The organism is Glutamicibacter arilaitensis Re117, from assembly GCF_000197735.1.
Classification (GTDB): Bacteria; Actinomycetota; Actinomycetes; order Actinomycetales; family Micrococcaceae; genus Glutamicibacter; species Glutamicibacter arilaitensis.
The window spans coordinates 2,529,813-2,548,842 of record NC_014550.1 but is presented as its reverse complement, the minus strand read 5'-3'; the positions used below and the strand labels follow the sequence as shown (position 1 = coordinate 2,548,842).

Sequence of the window (19,030 nt, the reverse complement as noted above, 5' to 3'; positions counted from 1 at the left end):
CATCCAGATGCGCAGCCGGTAGCTGAAGTCAGCGCATCCACGCCGAGGCCATAGGCCGACGGGGCTGGCCATCAGCCTTCGACGGATGGCCAATCGCCACGGGTTGCCACGTATTCGAATTGACCGTCCTGGGTTACCACGGTGACAGAGCGCAGGTCCTTGTCCCGCTCACCGATTCGAAGCATCGTATTGCTGCCTACATATGCCAAGTCGGAATGGGCATCGACTTCCCAAGCATAGGGTTCAAGAGTAATCAGCAATTCACCGTATTCGGGGGCTTCGAAGGGAAGCATATGCCCGTGCGGATCCGTTGGGTACCACTTCAAGAAGTCCTTGGGCTCGTCGATGTCCATGACAACGTCCTCCCATCCCTCATTGATGTCATCCATCCATTGCTGCATCTTCTCATCGGCCCAGTCCTGCAGCTCTTTTTTCGAATAGTCCTCGGGTGCCTTCGTAGGTTGCTTCTCCTCAGGTGCTGGCAGTTCCGATGGTTCCAGCTGTTCAGAAGCAGCTTTGACTGCAGGCTTGGACGGCGCGGCCTCTTCAGTACCAGGAGCAGTGCAGGCTGCCAGCCCAAGTAATGCGGCGGCAAGCAGGGGTAAACAGGTCTTTGATGTGCGCACGATTGTCTTTCTGAAGAAGAGCGAAGCGGTGTTGGACCTGAGTCTATGGGAGGGCAGGGACAAAGTTGCCTCGGGAAATGGATACGTTGCCTCATCGTTATCTCATGGATTTTCGTTGGGGACTTGTCCAGAAGCACAGTGCACGAGACAGCCTGCACCCCGGACCCCACGTAGAATGAAAGCTCGGCAATACCTCTCGGTGCGCGGGAACCACCCGCAAGTGAGTGACCGTCAACGAAGGACATCAATTTGGGCCAGCCAGCCAACCTGAAGAAGCAAACCCGCCAGCGTATGGAACGCACGGGGGAGAGCTACACCACCGCGCGCAAGAACATCTTGGCCGGCAAGCCCGAAAGTCCTCGGGCTGCCCGCGCTGCCGCCGCACGCGACTATGCCAAGGAAGCACGCGACAAGGCCAAGGCCCAGGAGCAGAAGGGCAAGAACGCTCCGGCTGCCGCACCGGCCGATGAGTTGCCTGAATACCCGGCCCCAGAAGATGTCGTGCAGTATGACGCCGCACTGTGGCACCGCGTCTTGGTCCAGGCTGGCGTCATCAACAAGCACACCGGCCAGCCACTGAGCCAGGCCCTGCTGTCTGGCCTTGCCGGCGGTATCGGTTTCATGGCCTTCACCCATGAGGGCGCGGAAGAAACCGCAGTCACCCTGGTGACCCGCCACAACCCTGAGCCCTACACCCAGAATCTGCTGGCCCGCTGCGGTGCCACGGTTACCGAACGCACTACCGGCTCAGCCGAACGCGCCGTGGAATACATGGACGCCGCACTGGATGCAGGGCGAGCGGTCGTGGTCCGCGTAGCCATCAGCGCACTGCCATGGATTGATGGCAGCACCGTTGACGAAGCCGAGACCCTGGATCTGGTAGTAGTCGGCGAGCACAAGAAGAACCTGCTGGTTGATGACGGATCAGGAGCCCTGAACCTGATCAGCCCCAAGGAGCTGGCCATCGCCCGCGCCATGCGCAAGAAGGAAAAACACTGGCAGGCATGGATCCCATCCTCGCGCTCGCCGAAGGGCCCAACCTTGGCAGCTAATGCTGTTGAAGCCATTGAAGAAACCACCGCACGATTGCTGGGTACCAGCGAGCTGTCCGGGGTTCCAGTGCACTTCGCCAAGAACTTCGGCATCACCGGAATGCACACCCTGGCTGCACGTCTGCGCGATACCGAAGCCAAGACCGGATGGACCCAGATCTTCGCCAGCCAGCAAGCACTGGCCAGCGGCCTGAACCAGCTTGCCGGCTTCTTCTCGGACACGCGTTTCAGCGGCGAAGGCGCCTTGCGCGGCCTGTACTCGGACTTCCTTGCCGAGGCTGCAGAACTTCCAGGCCTCTCGGCCTTGGCAGCGCACGTAGATGCCTACCAGCAGCTGAGCTCCCAATGGGATCAGTTTGCCGATCTCATTGATCCAGAGATCGATTTCGCCAAGCGCGCTGAGCACTTCGCAGTCCTGGCTGATGCGATTGAGCGTCTGGCCCAGGCAGAGGAGCAAGCAGCTACCGCCCTGGCAGCGACTGCCCAGGCCTTGTCGGTCAAGGCTGGCAAGTAAACCTAGCTCAACAAAAGCCCTGCCAGCCGGTGATCTTACTCACCTGCTGGCAGGGCTTTGTGCCACCCAAGTGCCAGCAGTTCCATTAAGTGCTGCCACTGGCAAGTGAATATGGAACAAAGCCAGGAGAGCATCAAAAGCGGGAATATCGTGGAATCTTGGTAACCTAGTTAGGTGAGTAACGAGATTGAGATCGGCCGCGGCAAGCGGGCAACTAAGGCATATTCCCTGGACGACGTAGCGATCGTACCGAATCGCCGTACCCGTGATCCGAAGGACGTTTCGGTGTCCTGGCAGATCGACGCCTTCCAGTTCGACACCCCCATCCTGGGCGCACCTATGGATTCGGTGACCTCCCCGGCTACCGCAATCGCACTGGGCAAGCTCGGCGGCCTGGGCGTGCTGAACCTCGAAGGGCTGTGGACCCGCTACGAGAACCCGGAAGCAGTACTGGCAGAAATCGCCGGTCTGAAGTCCGAGTCGGCAACCCGCAACGACCCGAAGATCACCGCAAAGCTGCAGGAACTGTACTCGGCTCCAATCCAGCCTGAGCTGATTAGCTCGCGCATCGCTGAGATCCGCGACTCCGGCGTAGTTGTCGCCGGCTCGCTGACTCCGCAGCGCACTCAGGAGCACTACAAGACCGTCATCGCCGCCGGCGTGGACATCTTTGTCATCCGCGGCACCACCGTTTCGGCCGAGCACGTCTCGAAGACCACCGAACCGCTGAACCTCAAGCAGTTCATCTATGAACTAGACGTCCCAGTGATCGTTGGCGGCGCAGCCGGATACACCCCGGCCATGCACCTGATGCGCACCGGCGCAGCTGGCGTGCTGGTTGGCTTCGGTGGCGGCGCATCCTCGACCACCCGCCGCACCTTGGGCATCCACGCACCAATGGCAACCGCAATTGCTGACGTTGCAGCTGCACGCCGCGACTACATTGAAGAGTCCGGCGGACGCTACGTACACGTCATTGCCGATGGCGGCATGGGCAACTCCGGCGACATCGTCAAGGCCATCGCCATGGGCGCCGACGCGGTCATGCTCGGTACCGCACTGGCACGTGCCGAAGAAGCACCAGGCGCCGGCTACCACTGGGGCATGGAAGCTGTCCACGAGGCCAGCCCACGTGGCGACCGTGCCAAGATCGGCACCGTCGGTTCCCTGGAGAAGGTCCTTCACGGCCCATCGCATGAAACCAATGGCACCTCGAACCTGGTTGGCGCGCTGCGCCGCTCGATGGCTACCACCGGCTACTCGACCTTGAAGGAATTCCAGCGCGTAGACGTTGTGCTTTCCCCATACGAATCTGATCGCTTCTAAAGCATCTGGCTCTGGCCCCGCCCTCCAAATGGAGGACGGGGCCAGTGCCGTTTAAGCGCCCGGTCTCAACGAATGGGCAAGCAAGTTGGTTCCATGGGGGCCAAATAGGGCGGCAGGGCTAATCTCACGCCCTGCGTATTTCGAGTTCTACGCCAAATAGAAGTACCGTTAGAGTGTGTTTAAAACCGCCCTGAAGCTAAAATGGATCGGCGCACTCATAGCTGCGCTAGCTCTCGCCACCGGATTCGTTCTCCTCTCCGGCTGGCAGTTCGGCATCTCAGAAACCGAGCCACCGGTCAAGATCGATAAGACCGAGAAGCCGGTTGCACTGATTGAGCATCAGGAAGTCGGCAAGGAACTGCTGGGAACCAAAGCAGACCAGATCGTCACCATGGAGGGCGAATTCGTCCCCGGAACTGATCAGCTGGTCGCCCCGCGACTGCAAGATGACCAGCGCGGTGTCTGGGTGCTGACCGAATTCAAGGTCGAGGGCGCAGCCCAGGACGCAGGCATTGCCGTAGTGCGCGGCTGGCAGCCAGAAGCCACCAAGCCCGCTGCAGCCCCAGAAGGCGAACTGGAAATCACCGGTCGCCTGCTGCCTAGCGAAGGCCCGGAATTCCGCGAGGACCTGCGCAGCGCCACCCTGCCCACCGTCGCATCGGCACAGCTGGCCAATATCTGGGACTCAGTCCTCTATGAAGGTTTTGTCACCGCTCACGAAATCACCACCGCCAAGGGCGAGACAGTAGAACAGCCTGGCCTGGAGGCCGTGATTGTCGGACCGCAACCGCAAGAAGGCCAGATCAACTGGCTGAACGTCTTCTACGGCCTGGAATGGGTTCTCTTCGCAGGCTTCGCCATCTTCCTCTGGTACCGCATGGTGCGCGATGATTACCAGCGAGACCTCGATGAAATCGCTGAGCGCGCCGCCGAAGCCCGACGCAAGAACGGCAACGCCACCGAGCCTGGCAACAGCAACGAATAGCATTTCACGCAAACCGTACTTCTTACCGAAATCGGAAGGAACCACCAACGATGTCCAGCACCACCCCGGCACCGAAGCCCCGGAAATTCGGCGGCACCCCTAAGCAGATCCGTGCAGCCGCAACCTTCTACAAGGTCTTCGCTTACATCACCGGTGTGATGCTATTGCTGCTCGTACTGGAAATGATCTTCAAGTACTTCTGGTCCCTGGAGCTGTTCGTAGGCGGCACCCTGGTGGATGGCACCGCAAACGCCATTGGCATGTACAATCGCGCCGAGGTAGCCGGGGGATTGAACCTCTCCTTGGGCATCCTGATTGCCCACGGCTGGCTGTATGTCGTGTACCTGTTCGCTGACTTCCGCCTCTGGTCCCTGATGCGCTGGCCATTCATGCGCTTCATTACCATTGCATTGGGCGGCGTGGTTCCATTCCTATCCTTCTATACCGAAGCCAAGGTCCATGCAGAAGTAGACCGCGAGCTGGCCGCGCATCCAAAGGCCGCTAAGCGCTACTAGCATTTAGCTTCTTTGACTTCCTGAAGGGCGGATCAGTTCACCATAAATGAACTGATCCGCCCTTTGTTTCTGCCAAAAATCCACTAGGTGACGCTGATGACACCACCTTGGCTGTTTCGCGCGGGGCGAACCGCGTAGACTAGTACGGTGACTACAGCTCCCCTAAATCCAGAACATAAGCCGGTTCTGGTCGTCGACTACGGGGCCCAATACGCGCAGCTTATCGCTCGCCGCGTACGTGAGGCCCGTGTGTACTCGGAGATCGTTCCGCACACCCTGTCCACCGAAGCCATTTTGGCCAAGAACCCTGCAGCGATCATCCTTTCCGGTGGTCCCTCCAGCGTTTACGCCGATGGCGCCCCATCCGTTGGGGCCGACCTGTTTGAAGCCGGCGTGCCGGTCTTGGGCATCTGCTACGGCTTCCAAGCCATGGCCAATGCCTTGGGCGGAACCGTGTCGGAAACCGGCCTGCGCGAGTACGGCCGCACCGCAACCACCTTTGATGGCGAAGCACGCTCCATCCTGGCAGGCGCCGCACAGGCTCCTACCGTTTGGATGAGCCACGGCGATGCCGTCTCCAAGGCTCCAGAAGGCTTTGAAGTACTGGCAACCACCGCTGGCGCTCCAGTTGCCGCTTTCGCCAATGAGGCCAAGCGCCTGTACGGCGTGCAGTGGCACCCAGAGGTCAAGCACTGCGAGTACGGCCAGGATGTCCTGGAGAACTTCCTGTACAACGGTGCAGGCCTGAAGGGCGACTGGACCGCTGACAACATCGCTGACGAGCAGATCGAGCGCATCCGCGCCCAGGTCGGCACCGGCAAGGCCATCTGCGGCCTGTCCGGCGGCGTGGATTCCGCTGTTGCAGCTGCCCTGGTGCAGCGCGCCATCGGTGACCAGCTCACCTGCGTGTTCGTCAACCACGGCCTGCTGCGCGAAGGCGAAGCCGAGCAGGTTGAAAAGGACTTCGTAGCTTCCACCGGCGCCAAGCTGTACATTGCCGACGAGCGCGAACGCTTCCTGACCGCTCTGGACGGTGTCACCGATCCGGAGACCAAGCGCAAGATCATCGGCCGCGAATTCATCCGCGCCTTCGAAGCAGCAGAAGCAGCAATCATCGCTGAAGCCGCTTCCGAGGGCGAACCGGTGAAGTTCCTGGTACAGGGCACCTTGTACCCGGACATCGTCGAGTCCGGCGGCGGCGAAGGCACCTCGAACATCAAGAGCCACCACAACGTGGGCGGCTTGCCAGAGGACCTGCAGTTCGAACTGGTTGAACCACTGCGTACCCTGTTCAAGGATGAAGTACGTGCCGTGGGCCGCGAACTGGGCTTGCCTGAAGAAATCGTTGGCCGCCAGCCATTCCCCGGCCCAGGCCTGGGTATCCGCATCATCGGCGCCGTCAACGAAGAACGCCTGTCCATCCTGCGCAAGGCTGACGCGATCGCTCGCGCCGAGCTGACCGCTGCAGGGCTGGATGACGAAGTTTGGCAGATGCCAGTAGTGCTGCTCGCTGACGTGCGCTCGGTAGGCGTACAGGGCGATCACCGCACCTACGGCCACCCGATCGTGCTGCGTCCGGTTTCCTCTGAGGATGCCATGACCGCTGACTGGTCGCACCTGCCATACGATCTGCTCTCGAAGATCTCCAACCGCATCACCAATGAGGTAGATGGGGTGAACCGCGTGGTGCTGGACGTAACCTCCAAGCCACCTGGAACCATCGAGTGGGAGTAAATCCCTAGAAAATTCCCCTGTCTTTTGCCACGTCGTGGCGAGAGGCAGGGGATTTTTTTTATTGTCAATGACTTTGAATATGCTCTGCTGGGGATCACATTTAGAGTGGTACGATTTTTTTCAACAATGACTCTGGATAGGACATATTTACCCTAAATGATGACAAGAAAAGTGTCGGTGGTAGCGCTCCTAGCTGCTGCGGTTCTCGGGCTCAGCGTTTGTGATGATGCCAATGCGGATCAGGACGGACCACTATCGTTTGGTGCACCGGATGGGGACATTGAGAATACCTCCTGCGGGCTGACCGGGCAGCGCAATGGCGTGGCGGATGTTGCTTCGAATATTTCTGATGATCTACTTTGGATAACGGCGGTTGAAGCAGTCGAAGCGAAACATTGGGATACGGTGCGACCCTCCGTGTCTTTGATTGATTCGGGGGACTCAAGCCTGATCGGCTGGAATAATGCAGATCTCGATAGCGTGGACGTCCGCCGTGCAGTCGACAATCTTGTCGCGCTCGATGATCCCTTTGAAGTTCAGCCCGGGCAAAGCGTCCAAGTCGCGTTGGAAGGCGTTGTGGCCGCCAGTGCTGATAACGCAGAAGTGTCCCAACTGCGCATCAGGTACACGACGGATCTCAACTCTGCGAAGAGTTCCGCTGTACTGGGAAATATCCGTTACACCCTGAAAGTCGACACCTGCGATTAGCGCGATTGCGTTGAGCACGAGCCGCAGCCGCAAGCCTGAGCACAAATCGGTTTCATGAAGTTGCGCATCGAATATTCCTCGTGCGCTTCGTGAGAGTTGGAACCCTACGCTGTGAGCATGAGGTTCCGCTTCATGCGCTTAAAACGTGTTTCGCACCCTCGTTCTTGCGCCTTGGTGCACTAACTTGGAAAGAGGCGTATCTGTACCTGTGGTGCGCCCGATTTTGGTCGGTTCAGTGAAGGGAATGACTGTCGTGACTAGTGGACAGAATGCTGCCGCCGAGCGTGTAGCTGCCTGGGTGAAATCCCTGGGGCAAAGTGCCGGTGCGGACACCACCCTGCGATTTGCACCGTCGACCTCCAATAGCATCGACATCACCCATGCCAACCCTTCGGGATTGGCACAGTTCCTTGCCGGACGGCGTACCCGCTTATCCACCCTGCTGCATGACGCGGACCAATACGCGACCGCGCGCCGCACGACCCGCGCGCTGGCAGCCAAGATCAGCGAACTGTGGGAAGAACGCGGCATCGACGTCGGATACCTGGCCGCCGGTGTCGCCAACTGGCGTGCAGTCCATGAAGGCAGGAGCGAGCCAGTCTCGGCTCCGATCATGCTCGGACGCATCACCCTGACCAAGCATGTAGATGCTGATGACTATGATCTTCAGCTGGTTGGCCGTGCCACCGTATCCCCGGCCTTCGTCCGCCAGTTCGAGGCAGACCACAACTCCAAGGTCGACGTTGACGCTGTTGACGCGGCTGCCTATTCCATTGCCCGCTTTGATCCGGTGCGCGGCATGGACGCACTTCGCCACCAGATGGCCGAGGTTCCCGGCGTAGTTGTTGGGCACCGGCTGCTGCTGTCCACCTTCTCTGAACTGATGGACCCAGCCGACCCCGCCAAGCTCTCCGGCTCCCACCCGGTGATCGAAGCCTTGATCCGCCACGACACTGCTGAGAAGCAGGTTGTAAACAGCCCAAGCAGCAAAACTGCCGAGGCTCTGGCCAACCTCGTGGCATCCAAGCCAGGAGCAAGCAAGGCAGACGATGCCAAGAGCGAGGATGCCAATGCGGACTCCGATGACACGAAGAAGCAGGGTGAAGAAGCACCTGCCGCAGAGGCTGCTGAAACCAAGGGCCATGAAGGCTCCGGTTCCCGGCTGAGCCGCGTGAAGAACATCTTGAAGGAGACCGCACGCTCGCGCAAGCAGAGCATTGCATCCGAAGAAACTGCTGCCCGCAAGGTGCACACCGGCACCTCCACCATTGCCAAATCTTCTGATGACCGCGATCCAGAAGATGAACTGTTCTTGCTGGACGCTGATGAGTCCCAGTCAAAGATGCTTGACTACATTGCGGCCGGTGAGTCCGTAGCGATCAGCGCCGCCGCCGGCACTGGTGCCACCCAGACCGCACTGAACGCCGCTGCACTGCTGGCAGCCCAGGGCAAGCGCGTATTGGTGGTTGCAGAACAGCGTTCGGCCGCTGAAGAATTCGTGGCTCGCTTCAACGAGCACCTTGATTCAGGCAGCATGCTGCTGGAACCCAATGAGGATCCAGACGCACTGCGCGCCATGATGACCAAAGCCATTTTGCGCAACGAGCGTGCCACTGAACCGCAGCTGGGTTCCATGTTCAAGCGCCTGCGCGAATCCCGCCACGCACTGCACGAACACGTGAAGTCCCTGCATTCGGTCCGCAGCCGCTGGGGATGCTCGCCATACCAAGCCATGCAGGAGCTGGCACGCCTCTCCGCCCTGGAACAGGCCCCATCCACCACCGTGCGCCTGAAGCGTTCGGTGCTGGACTCCATGGGCCAGCGCGGACACGTCGCCGCACAGCTCAAGCGTGCAGCCCAGCTTGGTGCGTTCTCCAAGGAACACACCACCAGCCCATGGCACGGTGCACCGCTGCGCAATACCGAGGCCACCGAAAAGGCACTGAATCTGGCCAGCGGCTTGGGCCGTGACCTGCCGATCCTGCATGAGCACATGCTGCAGATCGCCGAGCGTTCACAGATCCGCCTGGAAGAAAGCTACGACAAGTGGGGAGACCAACTGCAGTTGCTGGTCGCCGTACGCGGGTCGCTGGATAAGTTCGAGGCTGACATCTTTGAAGGCGATATCGATGATTTGATCGCCGCGACCGCTACCAGCGCTTGGCGCCGCGAGCACGGCGTGGAAATGGGCTCCATTGTCCGTTCCCGCCTGCGCAAAATTGCCAAGGAATATGTGCGTCCGGGCATGCACGTCGCTGACCTGCAGTCGGCACTGCAGGCCGTATCCGTGCAGCGCGATGCGTGGCGTGCCATCGCCACGAGCCAGCGCAACCCACAGGTCCCAGGCGGCCTGCTCGATGTTGAAGCCGGCTACCACGATGCCGGAGCACGCATCGACAAGCTGGCCGAAATGCTGCCGCCTTCGGTGGGTTCGCGCCTGCGCGAAATGCCAATCAAGGAACTGCTGGCAATGATCGCTGCCCTGGTTGAGCGGCGCGAAGATCTGCGCGAGCTGCCGGAACGCACCCTGATCGCTGAACAGCTGGCTGAAGCCGGACTGGGCGACCTGCTTGATGACTTCGCCGATCGTGAGATTGACGCTGATCAGGTAGACAGCGAATTGGAACTCGCCTGGTGGCAGTCAGTCCTGGACGCAATGATTTCCGGGGATGACTTCCTGGCCATGAACGATGGCTCCAAGCTGGAGAAGATCGAGGCTGACTACCGTCTGGCTGACGGCGCGCACATCGCCGCCGGTCCACAGCGTATCCGCTGGGCACTGGCCAAGAACTGGAAGGCTGCACTGGCTGACCACCGCGCCGGCTCCCGCGCACTGCGCGAGATGCTCAAGGGCGGTTCCCCGAGCATCGCCGGGCTGCTGGATCTTGGTGCACCGCTGGCTAATTCGCTGACCCCGGTCATCGTCTCGGCTCCACTGCTGCTGGGCAGCGCCCTGCCAGAGGACGCGAAGTTCGATGCCGTGATCCTCTTGGAAGCCAACTACCTGACCCTGCGCGAGGTCTTGGATGCGATTCGCCGCTCCGACCAGGTCATCGCCATCGGTGATGAAATGCTGGGCGGACCGAAGCGCTTTGAAGTATCCGTGGATCCAACCGCACGCATTCGCGAGCAGGGCGTGGACCGTTCTGCACTGGAAGCCTTGAACCAAGTGCTGGTCACCGGTTCGCTGTCCACCGTCTACCGCGGCATCGACGAGGGCCTGGTAGAGCAGCTGTCCAACACCTACTACGACGCAGCGCTCTCACGCTTGCCAATGGCGGTGAACCTCACCGGCAACTCCTCGATGCTGCGCAGCGAATACGTGCCTGATGCCACCGGCTCGCTCTCCAGCAGTGAAGATGGCGTGCAGACCACTGCCGCTGAGGTAGCACGCGTGGTGGACCTGGTCTTCGCGCACTTCAAGAACCACAGTGGGGAATCGCTGGCGGTCATCGCCTCGAACCGCAGCCACGCCTCGGCCATTGCTGAAGCGATCCGTGTCCAGCTGCCAAACCACAAGTACGCGATGGAATACCTGCGCTCCAAGCGCGAACCATTCGTGGTCACCACCATGGACCGGTTGATCGGCCTGCGCCGCGACGCGGTCATCTTCGCCTGGGGCTACGGACGTACGCCGCACGGCAAGACCCTGCACGAATTCGGTGCACTGTCCCGCGAAGGCGGCGAACAGCTGTTCGTTGCCGCGATGACCCGTTCGCGCAGCCGCATGACCCTGGTCTCCAGCTTGCTGCCAGAAGACGTGGACCTGAATCGTGTCTACCGTGGCGCCCGCCAGTTCTTCGAACTGTTCGGCCGGGTAGAAGCAGGGGACTCCGGTGTCAGCTCGATGCGCAACCCGCGCTTTGATCCACTGGTTTCGGACTTGGCTCGCCGACTGCGCGAAAGCGGCGCAATTGTCTCCGAGGACTACCGCGGTGTGCTGGATCTGTCGGCTCACGCCTACGACTCGGCCAACAGCGGCATCCGTCCACTGGCTGTGGTCTATGACGGAACCGAGCACTACGCCGGGTTGACCGTGCGTGAACGCAGCCGCCTGCGCCCGGAATTCTTCGAGAAGCACGGCTGGCGTTATGTTCCGCTGTGGACCATCGATGTCTTCACCGATCCAGGTGCGGTCACCGGCCGTCTGGCTCATGCGTTGGGACTGAAGAAGTCTGCACCGCAGACCGCGTCGTCGACTCGAACCGGTGTGGCCGCAGCCCCTCCGGTCTCGGCCCGCGAGGTCACCACCGAACCAGAAGCCCCAAAGGAAAAGTCCAAGCTGTTGAAGTCAGCCAAGTCGCGTCTGGAACCTAAGTCGGAAAGCAAGGCTGATACTGCCGTGGCTCCAAGCGAAGCCAAAGCTGAATCCGATGCTCAGGCCAAGGACGACGCCCATGTAAAGGACAGCGCGCAGCAGCCGCTTACTCCAGCGCCGGTGCCGGCTACCAGCAAGACGAATGATCCGGAGCCAAAGAAGTAATGACTTCTGAGCAAGAACCAACGCGCGGTCGCCGCAAGCGACCGCGCGTTGTCGCACCCCCGCAGCATCTGACTGCTCGCGTTGAACTCACCGGCAGCTATGCTCCGGTGCCGCATTCAAAATCGGTAGACCGCGCCTTAGCCGGCGGGCAATCCGGGGATTCATCGGCTGAAGCGGTCGCGGCTCGCGCCAAGAAGCGCGCCACCGATCCGCTGGCGGAATTGCTGGCCAAAGACCAGGACCCGCGCAACTGGGGCGAAGCCAAGGAAGACTTGGCAGAGATGATGAAGCGCGAGAAGCCACCGCACTGGGGATAGCGCTAATTCACCAAGACGGCTGACACCTTGCCTCGCGATACCGCGCCGGCAAGGTCATCAGAAAGGCTGCTGGCCGCCGCGACCACAACAATTCCCTCACCGGATTGCCTCGTGCCGCTGAGCATGCCGAATTCAGAAGTGCTGGCATTATCCGGAACCCAGAGCACCGGGACGGCCTTGGCAATGGTTTCCGAATTGATCTGCTTCTCAAAACCATCGCCGGTGGTCAACACAATATCCACCAGCTGTCCGGGATGGAGCAAGGTCACAGTTGCCGGATCGCTGAGCCGCAACGGAACAGCAACTGTGCCTTGCGGTGAACCAGCCAACAGCTGCGGTCCCACCAAGGAATAGCTGCGCAAGACCGTTCCGGCAGGAAGTGCTACCGCGGCCCGTTGCCCGGACACCGGTTCAAGGCTTTCAAAGACTTCATCATCTTGAGGATCCAGCCGCACGGTTTGCACCGCCAACTGGTTGGAAGTTATTTGGGATCCAGCAGGAATATCGCTGATCACCACAACGACTTCACGTTGCGACAGCTGTCCGGAAGAAAACACATTGAGCATTCCGGCCAAAGCCAGCAAAGCGCAGGCTATGGCCAGTGGCTTGCGGTATCGCCGCAGCAGCTCATTGCGATTGCGTACCGGCCTGATCTTCGGCTTGGGAATCACCGGGGGACGGGCAGTGGCCTGGGACCTGGAAGAGTAGCTCATGACCCCATGCAACCCCCAGGCCTTTGACAAGGTCATCGCCGGGTGACGGACTGTGGGTAAATCAGATGATCTGATGCACCTGTTGCGGGGTGAACACCAGATCTACTGGCTGGTCATGCGCATCAACGTCGAAGGTGCCGGCAGCGACGAATTCATGTTCATAAACCACAGCGGCCACGCGTACCGGCGCATCTGCAATCAGTGGCAGGAAACGGTCATAGTAGCCACCGCCCTGGCCTAGGCGCAGGCCGTTTGAATCAATGGATAGTGCTGGCATGATCAGTGTATTGATCTGTTCGAAAAGTTCTGTGCCTGCTTTTTCGCCTACCGGTTCCATGACCGGGGCCATGGTGCTTGGCTGGAACTCCATGCCGGGGGAGTACTCAACCCACGACAGTGCGTAGCCCGGTTCGCACACCGGCAGATACACTTCAATGCCTTCAGAAATCAGAGCCGCTAGGAGCGGCTCTGTGGACGGCTCATCGGGTGCCGAACAGTAGGCCGCAACCTTCTGCACGACTCCGGTGCTTTGGCTCAGGTAGCCAATCACCGTCTGTGCCAGCTCTTGGCCCAATTGCTCGCGTTTATCCGTGTCGAGGTTCCGGCGCCAGGTGCGCACAGCGGCACGCGCGCTCTTCTTATCGCAGCTGTGGTTCTGATCAGCAGTGAGGTCCATGACTACAGCTTACGCAATAGAAACGAAACGCTGCTGGCTTGCGCTGTTGCCACTACTGAGCGCGTGGAAGTAATACGATGTGCACATGTTCTTCTCTCGTCGGGCAAAGCATCTGGTTCCGGATTTGGTCTCGGACCGATTGCTGTTGCGCCAGTTGGCCGCGCGTGATGAAGCCGAGTGGATCAACCTGCGCTACGCCAATTCCAAGTGGCTGAAACCGTGGGATCCCACCAGCCCTATGGGACCGCCAGCGGCGATCACCTTCCGGGAGATGCTCAAGGCCAAGGATGAAGCGGCAGTCGAGGGCAGCGGCTACTCGTGGGCGCTGGCGCTTCCGCAGCTGCACCAGTCACAGCCGCCCTTGATTGGGCAGGTCTCTGTTTCCTCGGTGCAATACGGTGCTGCGCGGACGGCGTCGATTGGCTACTGGATTGACCGCAACCATGCCGGGTTCGGCCTGATGCCGGAGGCCTGCGCCCTGGTTGTCGATCATTGCTTCGAGCAGTTGCAGCTGCATCGGTTGGAAATCAACATCCGGCCGGAGAATGCGGCGAGCCTGCGCGTGGTGGATAAGCTCGGTTTCCGTGATGAAGGACTGCGCAAAGGCTATCTGCACATCGATGGGCAGTGGCGCGACCACCGGACCTTTGCCTTGAACCGTGAAGAGCTGAAAACTACGATGCTCGAACACATCTACGAACACTGAGGCTGATTCCGACCCGAATCGATCAATCAAGCTCTGATATGAGAGAACTGGATTGAAAACTTGCGGACACGCCATGAGATGTGCGTGAGCCCGCCGCCAAGGTTGCATAGTGTTGATTCGAAGGAACCGTATTTAGTTCCATAAGGATTTGACCGACCCAATCGGTGATGGAGGACCCACATGGCTGGCACGTCACAGAGCGTTGCGCAGGAAAGCGCTGCGGCCAAACTCAAGATTCGTGTGCGCTATGGCCGTTTGTCAGTCGCGCTCGTTGGCGCCTTGGCTGTTATCGCAACCGTAGTCGGCCTGGTCCTGGCTCCCTTCACTGCTTTGACCTTCGGAACCGTTGGACTATTTGCACTCGTTGCCGTTGCTTCCTTCGCCACCCTGCGTGGCCTGGCTGTACGCGACCGTAACCGCAAGCTGCTTGAGCATCTTGAAGCTACCCGCCAGCAGGCACTGCAGACTCCGGCCTTTGACGACGCCGCCAACCAGGTCATCTCGCGCAAGCGTGAAGATGATGAGGTCTTCGACGCTCGTCCGGGTTCTTCCCGCCGTGCTCCGGCAATCACTGCCGAAGAATTGCGTGCCGAAGCACTTCGCGTGGCCCACGGCCATGGCGGAGTCAAGCAGCCAGTCACCTGGGAACCAACCCGCGTGCCAAAGCCAACCTACGTGGAAGCCAGCGAGCGTATCGCCAAGACCGCGCAGGCAGCTGCTGAGCAGGGTGCCAAGACCAACCACAAGCCGGCTCTGCCAGTGCAGGAACCATTGCGTCCTAGCAAGCAGATCAGCTTGAAGGCTTCGGAGGATGCCAAGCGCTTGGCCACCGAGGTTTCGGCTGAAGATCGTGCAGCAGTCGCATCGGTTGCTGCCAAGCGTTCCGAGAGTGCCCCAGCAGCCAAGGAAAGCGTTCCGGCTGCAACCGTTGCTCCAGAAGCAGAACCCGTGGTTACCGCAGGCACCAAGCCTCGCTTGAATCTGGATGCAGTGATGCAGCGCCGCCGCGCCTAAGAATTTCACGTACAAAGACTTGTGGCCCGGATCCTTTTCAAGGATCCGGGCCACGAGTTTTTTGGAGCACGATTAGCTGATCATGTCATCGAACGGCAGCGGGCCGCGGTTGCCAAGATGGTGTGCAAAGACCAAGGTGGTTTCGGTGTGGCCTACCGACTCGTCGGTGGCAAGGTAATCCAGCACCCAGTCGCGCAATGCGTCGGTGGAACCAACTGCGATATGCAGCAGGTAGTCGGTGCCACCGGAAACGTGGAACATGGACAATACTTCTGGCAGCTGCGGAATGCGCTGCACGAAGGTATCGATCTTCTCGCGGTCGTGGGCACGCAGCTTGACCGAAATCAGGGCCTGCACGGTGCGTCCAACGGCGCCCAATGAAACCTCGGCATGGTAGCCGGTGAGGATTCCGCGCTCGACAAGTGAACGGGTGCGCAAGAGGGCAGTGGACGGTGCGATGCCTGCACGTTGGGCGAGCGTGGCATTGGAGATGCGCGCATTGGAGACTAATTCGTCGATGATGATTCGATCGATTTCGTCCAGATCGACGTTTGATGAAAGCTCTGATTGCTGGGCCATAAGAATATTTCATCATATTCGGAGAGCATCAGTGGGATCTTTGGAAGAAAAATCGCGCTATGCCGTTCGCGTGCGAGCAAATAAACGGTGAACAAACCGATATATTGGGGATATGACACGTCGTTCAGAGCATACCGGTGAATCCTTCGATACCAGGCTGGCAGCCTATTGCTTGGTAGAAAATGAAGGAAAAGTACTGCTCACGCTTTGGGACATGCGTCATCGGGATCCGCGCTTCACCCCGCGCTGGTCCTTGCCCGGTGGCGGAATCGATCTGGGCGAGCCTATCGAAGAAGGCGCCCGCCGCGAGGTCTATGAAGAGACCGGCTACGCGGTGGATGATTTGAAGCTCTTGGACGTAACCACCGGAGTCATTCCCGGTTCCAAGCGCTACTCCGGAGAAGGACATCCCATGCAGACCGTGGCAGTGACCTACCGGGCCAAACTGACCGGGGGGAGAACTGCGCCATGAGGTCAACGGTTCTACCAGCCAGGCTGCCTGGTTCACCCGTGAAGAGATTGCCAAATTGAACTGCATTGAGCGCGTAGAGAGCATTTTGCGACTGACCGCACCAGGCAAGTAACGGCAGAACGCCAGTGAACTGCCCTAGAATCAATAGGGACATGAACTTGCGAAACACACTTACCCTTGGCGCGCTCAGCGCAACCTTGATGCTCACCTTGTCTGCTTGCACTACGGAAGCAGCGCCCATCGCAGAGCCAAGCCAAGAGATCACCTTGAAGATCGCAGTCGGCTCGCAGCCAGCCGATCAGGCTCTGGCGCAGGTCTATGCCGACGCGCTGAAGGCCGAGGGCCACCAGGTGAAGCTGAACAAGCCCACCGGCAACCCGTACGCGCAGGTCATTGAAGGGCAAGCCGATTTGGCAGTAGACCAAGCAGGCAAGGCTCTGTCATTGGCTGCAGATCCTGCTGCCATCACCGGTGAAGACCAGAAGCTCAGTGCCGAGGAAGCCAAGAACCTGCGCGATGCCATCAATGAGGGCGACCAGAAGGTCACTGCGCTGGCGCTGAGCGAGGCTGATGCCGGGATGCTCTTGGCCATGAGCCAGGCCCAGGCGACCTTGCACAAGGTGGATTCGCTTGAAACCCTGATTGCGGCCTGCGAAGACCTCAAATTCATCAGTGATGAAGCCAGTGCGGCCACCCTGCATGCATCGCTTCAGGAAGCTGGCTGCCAGAAGCCCCAGATCTCAGAATCAAAGCCGGAAGACTTGGCAGCCAAGCTGCGTACCTCGGTCGATAGCGCAGTGGTGCTCAGCTCAGCTGATCCGGTGATCTCCGATGAAGGCTTCTACAGTGTTCCGGGCACCGCCGCCTTCTTCAACGCCCAGCCCTACATGGTGCTGGCCGATGCCGACGTGGATGACAAGACTCGTGCCGCCGTGGACAAGATCACCGGCGAGTTATCCCAGCAGTCCCTGGTGGACCTCAAGCGCATGGTTGGCAATGCAGATCCGCTGAGCCCAGCGGAAGGGGCAACCCGCTGGGAATGGATCATCGAAGAGTAGGCTGAAGCCGGCTCTCCCAAGATTTCGGCCGTTGCCCATAGCGGCCGAGTAATAAGGTGTGTCGATCGCACCTGACGTGAGAAAGTGTAATCATGGCAGAATTCAAACAATCAACGAAACTGCACAACGTCCTCTATGACATCCGCGGCCCGCTGCTAGAGCACGCCCAGCGCATGGAATCTGAAGGACATCGCATCCTGAAGCTGAATATCGGCAATCCCGCGCCGTTCGGCTTCGAGGCGCCAGACGCGGTGCTCGTTGACATGATTCGCAACCTGCCAAACGCCCAGGGCTATTCCGACTCCCGCGGCATCCTCTCGGCACGCACCGCCGTCTCGCAGTACTACCAGACCCGCGGCATCCAGACCATTGGCGTGGATGACGTTTACCTGGGCAATGGCGTGTCCGAGCTGATCACCCTCTCGCTGAACGCCCTGCTGAACAACGGCGACGAGATCCTGATCCCTGCCCCGGACTACCCGCTGTGGACCGCCTCGGTGTCGCTGGCTGGCGGCACTCCGGTGCACTACCTGAACACCGAAGAAGAGGGTTGGCTGCCAGATCTTGAGGATATGGCAGCCAAGATCACCGATCGCACCAAGGGCATCGTTCTGATCAACCCGAACAACCCCACCGGTGCGGTGTACCCGAAGCAGACTCTGGAAGGGATCCTGGAGCTTGCCCGCAAGCACAACCTGATTGTCTTCTCCGACGAGATCTACGAAAAGATCCTCTACGAAGATGCAGAGCACATCAACACCGCATCACTGGCCGATGACGTGCTGATCCTGACCTTCTCGGGACTCTCCAAGGCCTACCGCGTGTGCGGCTTCCGCTCCGGCTGGATGGCCATCTCCGGCCCGAAGCACCAGGCGAAGGACTACATCGAGGGCATCAACCTGCTGACCAACATGCGCCTGTGCGCCAATGTTCCCGGCCAGCACGCCATCCAGACCGCTCTGGGCGGCTACCAGTCGATCAATGACCTGATCCTGCCAGGCGGACGCCTGCTGGAGCAGCGCGATGCTGCCTACAACCTGCTGACCGCCATTCCCGGCGTGAGCGTGCAAAAGGCCAAGGGCGCGCTGTACATGTTCCCGAAGCTCGACCCCGAGGTCTACCCGATCCACAACGACGAGACCTTCGCGTTGGAACTGCTCAAGGCCCAGAAGATCCTGATTTCCCAGGGCACCGCCTTCAACTGGGTCCGTCCAGACCACTTCCGTCTGGTCACCTTGCCCAATGTGCGGGACTTGACCGACGCGGTAGGACGCATTGGACAGTTCCTGGCGGACTGGCGCGCCCGCGCCTAAGCCACACGCTGCTTTGCCGGCCCGGAATCATTAGGTTGATTCCGGGCCGGTTTTGTGTTGAAAGACCAGTAATAATCCAGCGGTGTTGGAGTGCTACCAGGCCGAGATCCACCTAGACAGCTCCATAACGATCCGTGGTTCTGAAGACGCGAATTCCTTAGGGAACAACAAGTACGATTCTTCCTGCGCAGCAGTGCGAGCCCTCTTCTCAGGGGTTAGCTGGGACAGTAGGCTGGCAA

Annotated in this window: 17 protein-coding genes; 13 read left to right on the top strand and 4 right to left on the bottom strand. The window is 59.9% G+C overall.

The features are described from left to right. Nucleotides 1-71: 71 nt before the first annotated feature. On the bottom strand, nucleotides 72-626 hold the full coding sequence (locus tag AARI_RS12210) for a hypothetical protein (RefSeq protein WP_013349603.1): 555 nt from the start codon (nucleotides 624-626) through the stop codon (nucleotides 72-74). A 249-nt stretch (nucleotides 627-875) separates the two neighbouring features. Between AARI_RS12210 and AARI_RS12205 the strand changes: the two genes are divergently transcribed. The 8 genes from AARI_RS12205 (at nucleotide 876) to AARI_RS12170 (ending at nucleotide 12,260) form a co-directional block, all read left to right on the top strand. Next, entirely contained in the window at nucleotides 876-2,192 is a 1,317-nt protein-coding gene (locus AARI_RS12205) for a BtrH N-terminal domain-containing protein (RefSeq protein WP_013349602.1), read from the top strand. Between the two features lie 174 nt (nucleotides 2,193-2,366). Continuing rightward, entirely contained in the window at nucleotides 2,367-3,518 is a 1,152-nt protein-coding gene (locus AARI_RS12200; RefSeq protein ID WP_013349601.1) for a GuaB3 family IMP dehydrogenase-related protein, read from the top strand. 175 nt (nucleotides 3,519-3,693) lie between these two features. Continuing rightward, a complete protein-coding gene (locus tag AARI_RS12195; protein WP_013349600.1) occupies nucleotides 3,694-4,503 on the top strand; it encodes an SURF1 family cytochrome oxidase biogenesis protein in 810 nt (269 codons plus the stop codon). 50 nt (nucleotides 4,504-4,553) lie between these two features. Further along, on the top strand, nucleotides 4,554-5,018 hold the full coding sequence (locus tag AARI_RS12190) for a DUF3817 domain-containing protein (RefSeq protein ID WP_013349599.1): 465 nt from the start codon (nucleotides 4,554-4,556) through the stop codon (nucleotides 5,016-5,018). Between the two features lie 147 nt (nucleotides 5,019-5,165). Beyond that, nucleotides 5,166-6,752, top strand: coding sequence for a glutamine-hydrolyzing GMP synthase (guaA, locus tag AARI_RS12185; RefSeq protein WP_013349598.1), 1,587 nt, complete (start codon nucleotides 5,166-5,168; stop codon nucleotides 6,750-6,752). A gap of 156 nt (nucleotides 6,753-6,908) precedes the next feature. Further along, nucleotides 6,909-7,460, top strand: a complete 552-nt coding sequence (locus AARI_RS12180) for a hypothetical protein (RefSeq protein WP_157867142.1) — start codon at nucleotides 6,909-6,911, stop codon at nucleotides 7,458-7,460. 244 nt (nucleotides 7,461-7,704) lie between these two features. Then, the gene (locus tag AARI_RS12175) at nucleotides 7,705-11,943 is read left to right on the top strand and encodes a DNA helicase (RefSeq protein ID WP_231849381.1); all 4,239 of its coding nucleotides are present in this window, start codon (nucleotides 7,705-7,707) and stop codon (nucleotides 11,941-11,943) included. Then, nucleotides 11,943-12,260, top strand: a complete 318-nt coding sequence (locus tag AARI_RS12170; protein WP_013349595.1) for a hypothetical protein — start codon at nucleotides 11,943-11,945, stop codon at nucleotides 12,258-12,260. Before AARI_RS12175 ends, AARI_RS12170 begins: the two co-directional genes overlap by 1 nt. Before the next feature lie 2 nt (nucleotides 12,261-12,262). Here AARI_RS12170 and AARI_RS18670 read toward each other — a convergent pair whose 3' ends face one another. Together AARI_RS18670 and AARI_RS12160 are read right to left on the bottom strand one after the other, a co-directional pair. Then, complete coding sequence (locus AARI_RS18670; RefSeq protein ID WP_013349594.1) at nucleotides 12,263-12,973, bottom strand: RcpC/CpaB family pilus assembly protein; 711 nt, start codon at nucleotides 12,971-12,973, stop codon at nucleotides 12,263-12,265. A gap of 61 nt (nucleotides 12,974-13,034) precedes the next feature. Further along, the gene (locus tag AARI_RS12160; RefSeq protein ID WP_013349593.1) at nucleotides 13,035-13,649 is read right to left on the bottom strand and encodes a 5-formyltetrahydrofolate cyclo-ligase; all 615 of its coding nucleotides are present in this window, start codon (nucleotides 13,647-13,649) and stop codon (nucleotides 13,035-13,037) included. A gap of 85 nt (nucleotides 13,650-13,734) precedes the next feature. On the opposite strand from AARI_RS12160, the gene AARI_RS12155 reads away from it, so the two are divergent. Both AARI_RS12155 and AARI_RS12150 read left to right on the top strand, forming a co-directional pair. Continuing rightward, nucleotides 13,735-14,355 carry a GNAT family N-acetyltransferase gene (locus AARI_RS12155; RefSeq protein WP_013349592.1) on the top strand — a complete coding sequence of 207 codons (621 nt, stop codon included), beginning with the start codon at nucleotides 13,735-13,737 and terminating at the stop codon, nucleotides 14,353-14,355. Nucleotides 14,356-14,535: 180 nt separating this feature from the next. Next, a complete protein-coding gene (locus AARI_RS12150) occupies nucleotides 14,536-15,369 on the top strand; it encodes a hypothetical protein (protein WP_013349591.1) in 834 nt (277 codons plus the stop codon). Nucleotides 15,370-15,441: 72 nt separating this feature from the next. Here the strand turns inward: AARI_RS12150 and AARI_RS12145 are convergent, their stop codons facing one another. Next, a complete protein-coding gene (locus tag AARI_RS12145) occupies nucleotides 15,442-15,948 on the bottom strand; it encodes an Lrp/AsnC family transcriptional regulator (RefSeq protein WP_013349590.1) in 507 nt (168 codons plus the stop codon). 112 nt (nucleotides 15,949-16,060) lie between these two features. Here AARI_RS12145 and AARI_RS12140 point away from each other — a divergent pair, with 112 nt between their 5' ends. The 3 genes from AARI_RS12140 to AARI_RS12130 all read left to right on the top strand — a co-directional run bounded on the left by AARI_RS12140 (nucleotide 16,061) and on the right by AARI_RS12130 (nucleotide 18,791). Beyond that, nucleotides 16,061-16,420, top strand: coding sequence for an NUDIX hydrolase (locus tag AARI_RS12140; RefSeq protein WP_013349589.1), 360 nt, complete (start codon nucleotides 16,061-16,063; stop codon nucleotides 16,418-16,420). A gap of 158 nt (nucleotides 16,421-16,578) precedes the next feature. Then, a complete protein-coding gene (locus tag AARI_RS12135; protein WP_146040892.1) occupies nucleotides 16,579-17,478 on the top strand; it encodes a type 2 periplasmic-binding domain-containing protein in 900 nt (299 codons plus the stop codon). 92 nt (nucleotides 17,479-17,570) lie between these two features. After that, nucleotides 17,571-18,791 carry a pyridoxal phosphate-dependent aminotransferase gene (locus AARI_RS12130; RefSeq protein ID WP_013349587.1) on the top strand — a complete coding sequence of 407 codons (1,221 nt, stop codon included), beginning with the start codon at nucleotides 17,571-17,573 and terminating at the stop codon, nucleotides 18,789-18,791. Nucleotides 18,792-19,030: the final 239 nt, after the last annotated feature.

Coding starts and splice junctions, on each gene's coding strand:
- AARI_RS12190 (WP_013349599.1), top strand. CDS start 4,554: ATGTCCAGCACCACCCCGGCACCGAAGCCCCGGAAATTCGGCGGCACC.
- AARI_RS12180 (WP_157867142.1), top strand. CDS start 6,909: ATGATGACAAGAAAAGTGTCGGTGGTAGCGCTCCTAGCTGCTGCGGTT.
- AARI_RS12175 (WP_231849381.1), top strand. CDS start 7,705: ATGACTGTCGTGACTAGTGGACAGAATGCTGCCGCCGAGCGTGTAGCT.
- AARI_RS12170 (WP_013349595.1), top strand. CDS start 11,943: ATGACTTCTGAGCAAGAACCAACGCGCGGTCGCCGCAAGCGACCGCGC.
- AARI_RS18670 (WP_013349594.1), bottom strand. CDS start 12,973: ATGAGCTACTCTTCCAGGTCCCAGGCCACTGCCCGTCCCCCGGTGATT.
- AARI_RS12160 (WP_013349593.1), bottom strand. CDS start 13,649: ATGGACCTCACTGCTGATCAGAACCACAGCTGCGATAAGAAGAGCGCG.
- AARI_RS12155 (WP_013349592.1), top strand. CDS start 13,735: ATGTTCTTCTCTCGTCGGGCAAAGCATCTGGTTCCGGATTTGGTCTCG.
- AARI_RS12150 (WP_013349591.1), top strand. CDS start 14,536: ATGGCTGGCACGTCACAGAGCGTTGCGCAGGAAAGCGCTGCGGCCAAA.
- AARI_RS12145 (WP_013349590.1), bottom strand. CDS start 15,948: ATGGCCCAGCAATCAGAGCTTTCATCAAACGTCGATCTGGACGAAATC.
- AARI_RS12140 (WP_013349589.1), top strand. CDS start 16,061: ATGACACGTCGTTCAGAGCATACCGGTGAATCCTTCGATACCAGGCTG.
- AARI_RS12130 (WP_013349587.1), top strand. CDS start 17,571: ATGGCAGAATTCAAACAATCAACGAAACTGCACAACGTCCTCTATGAC.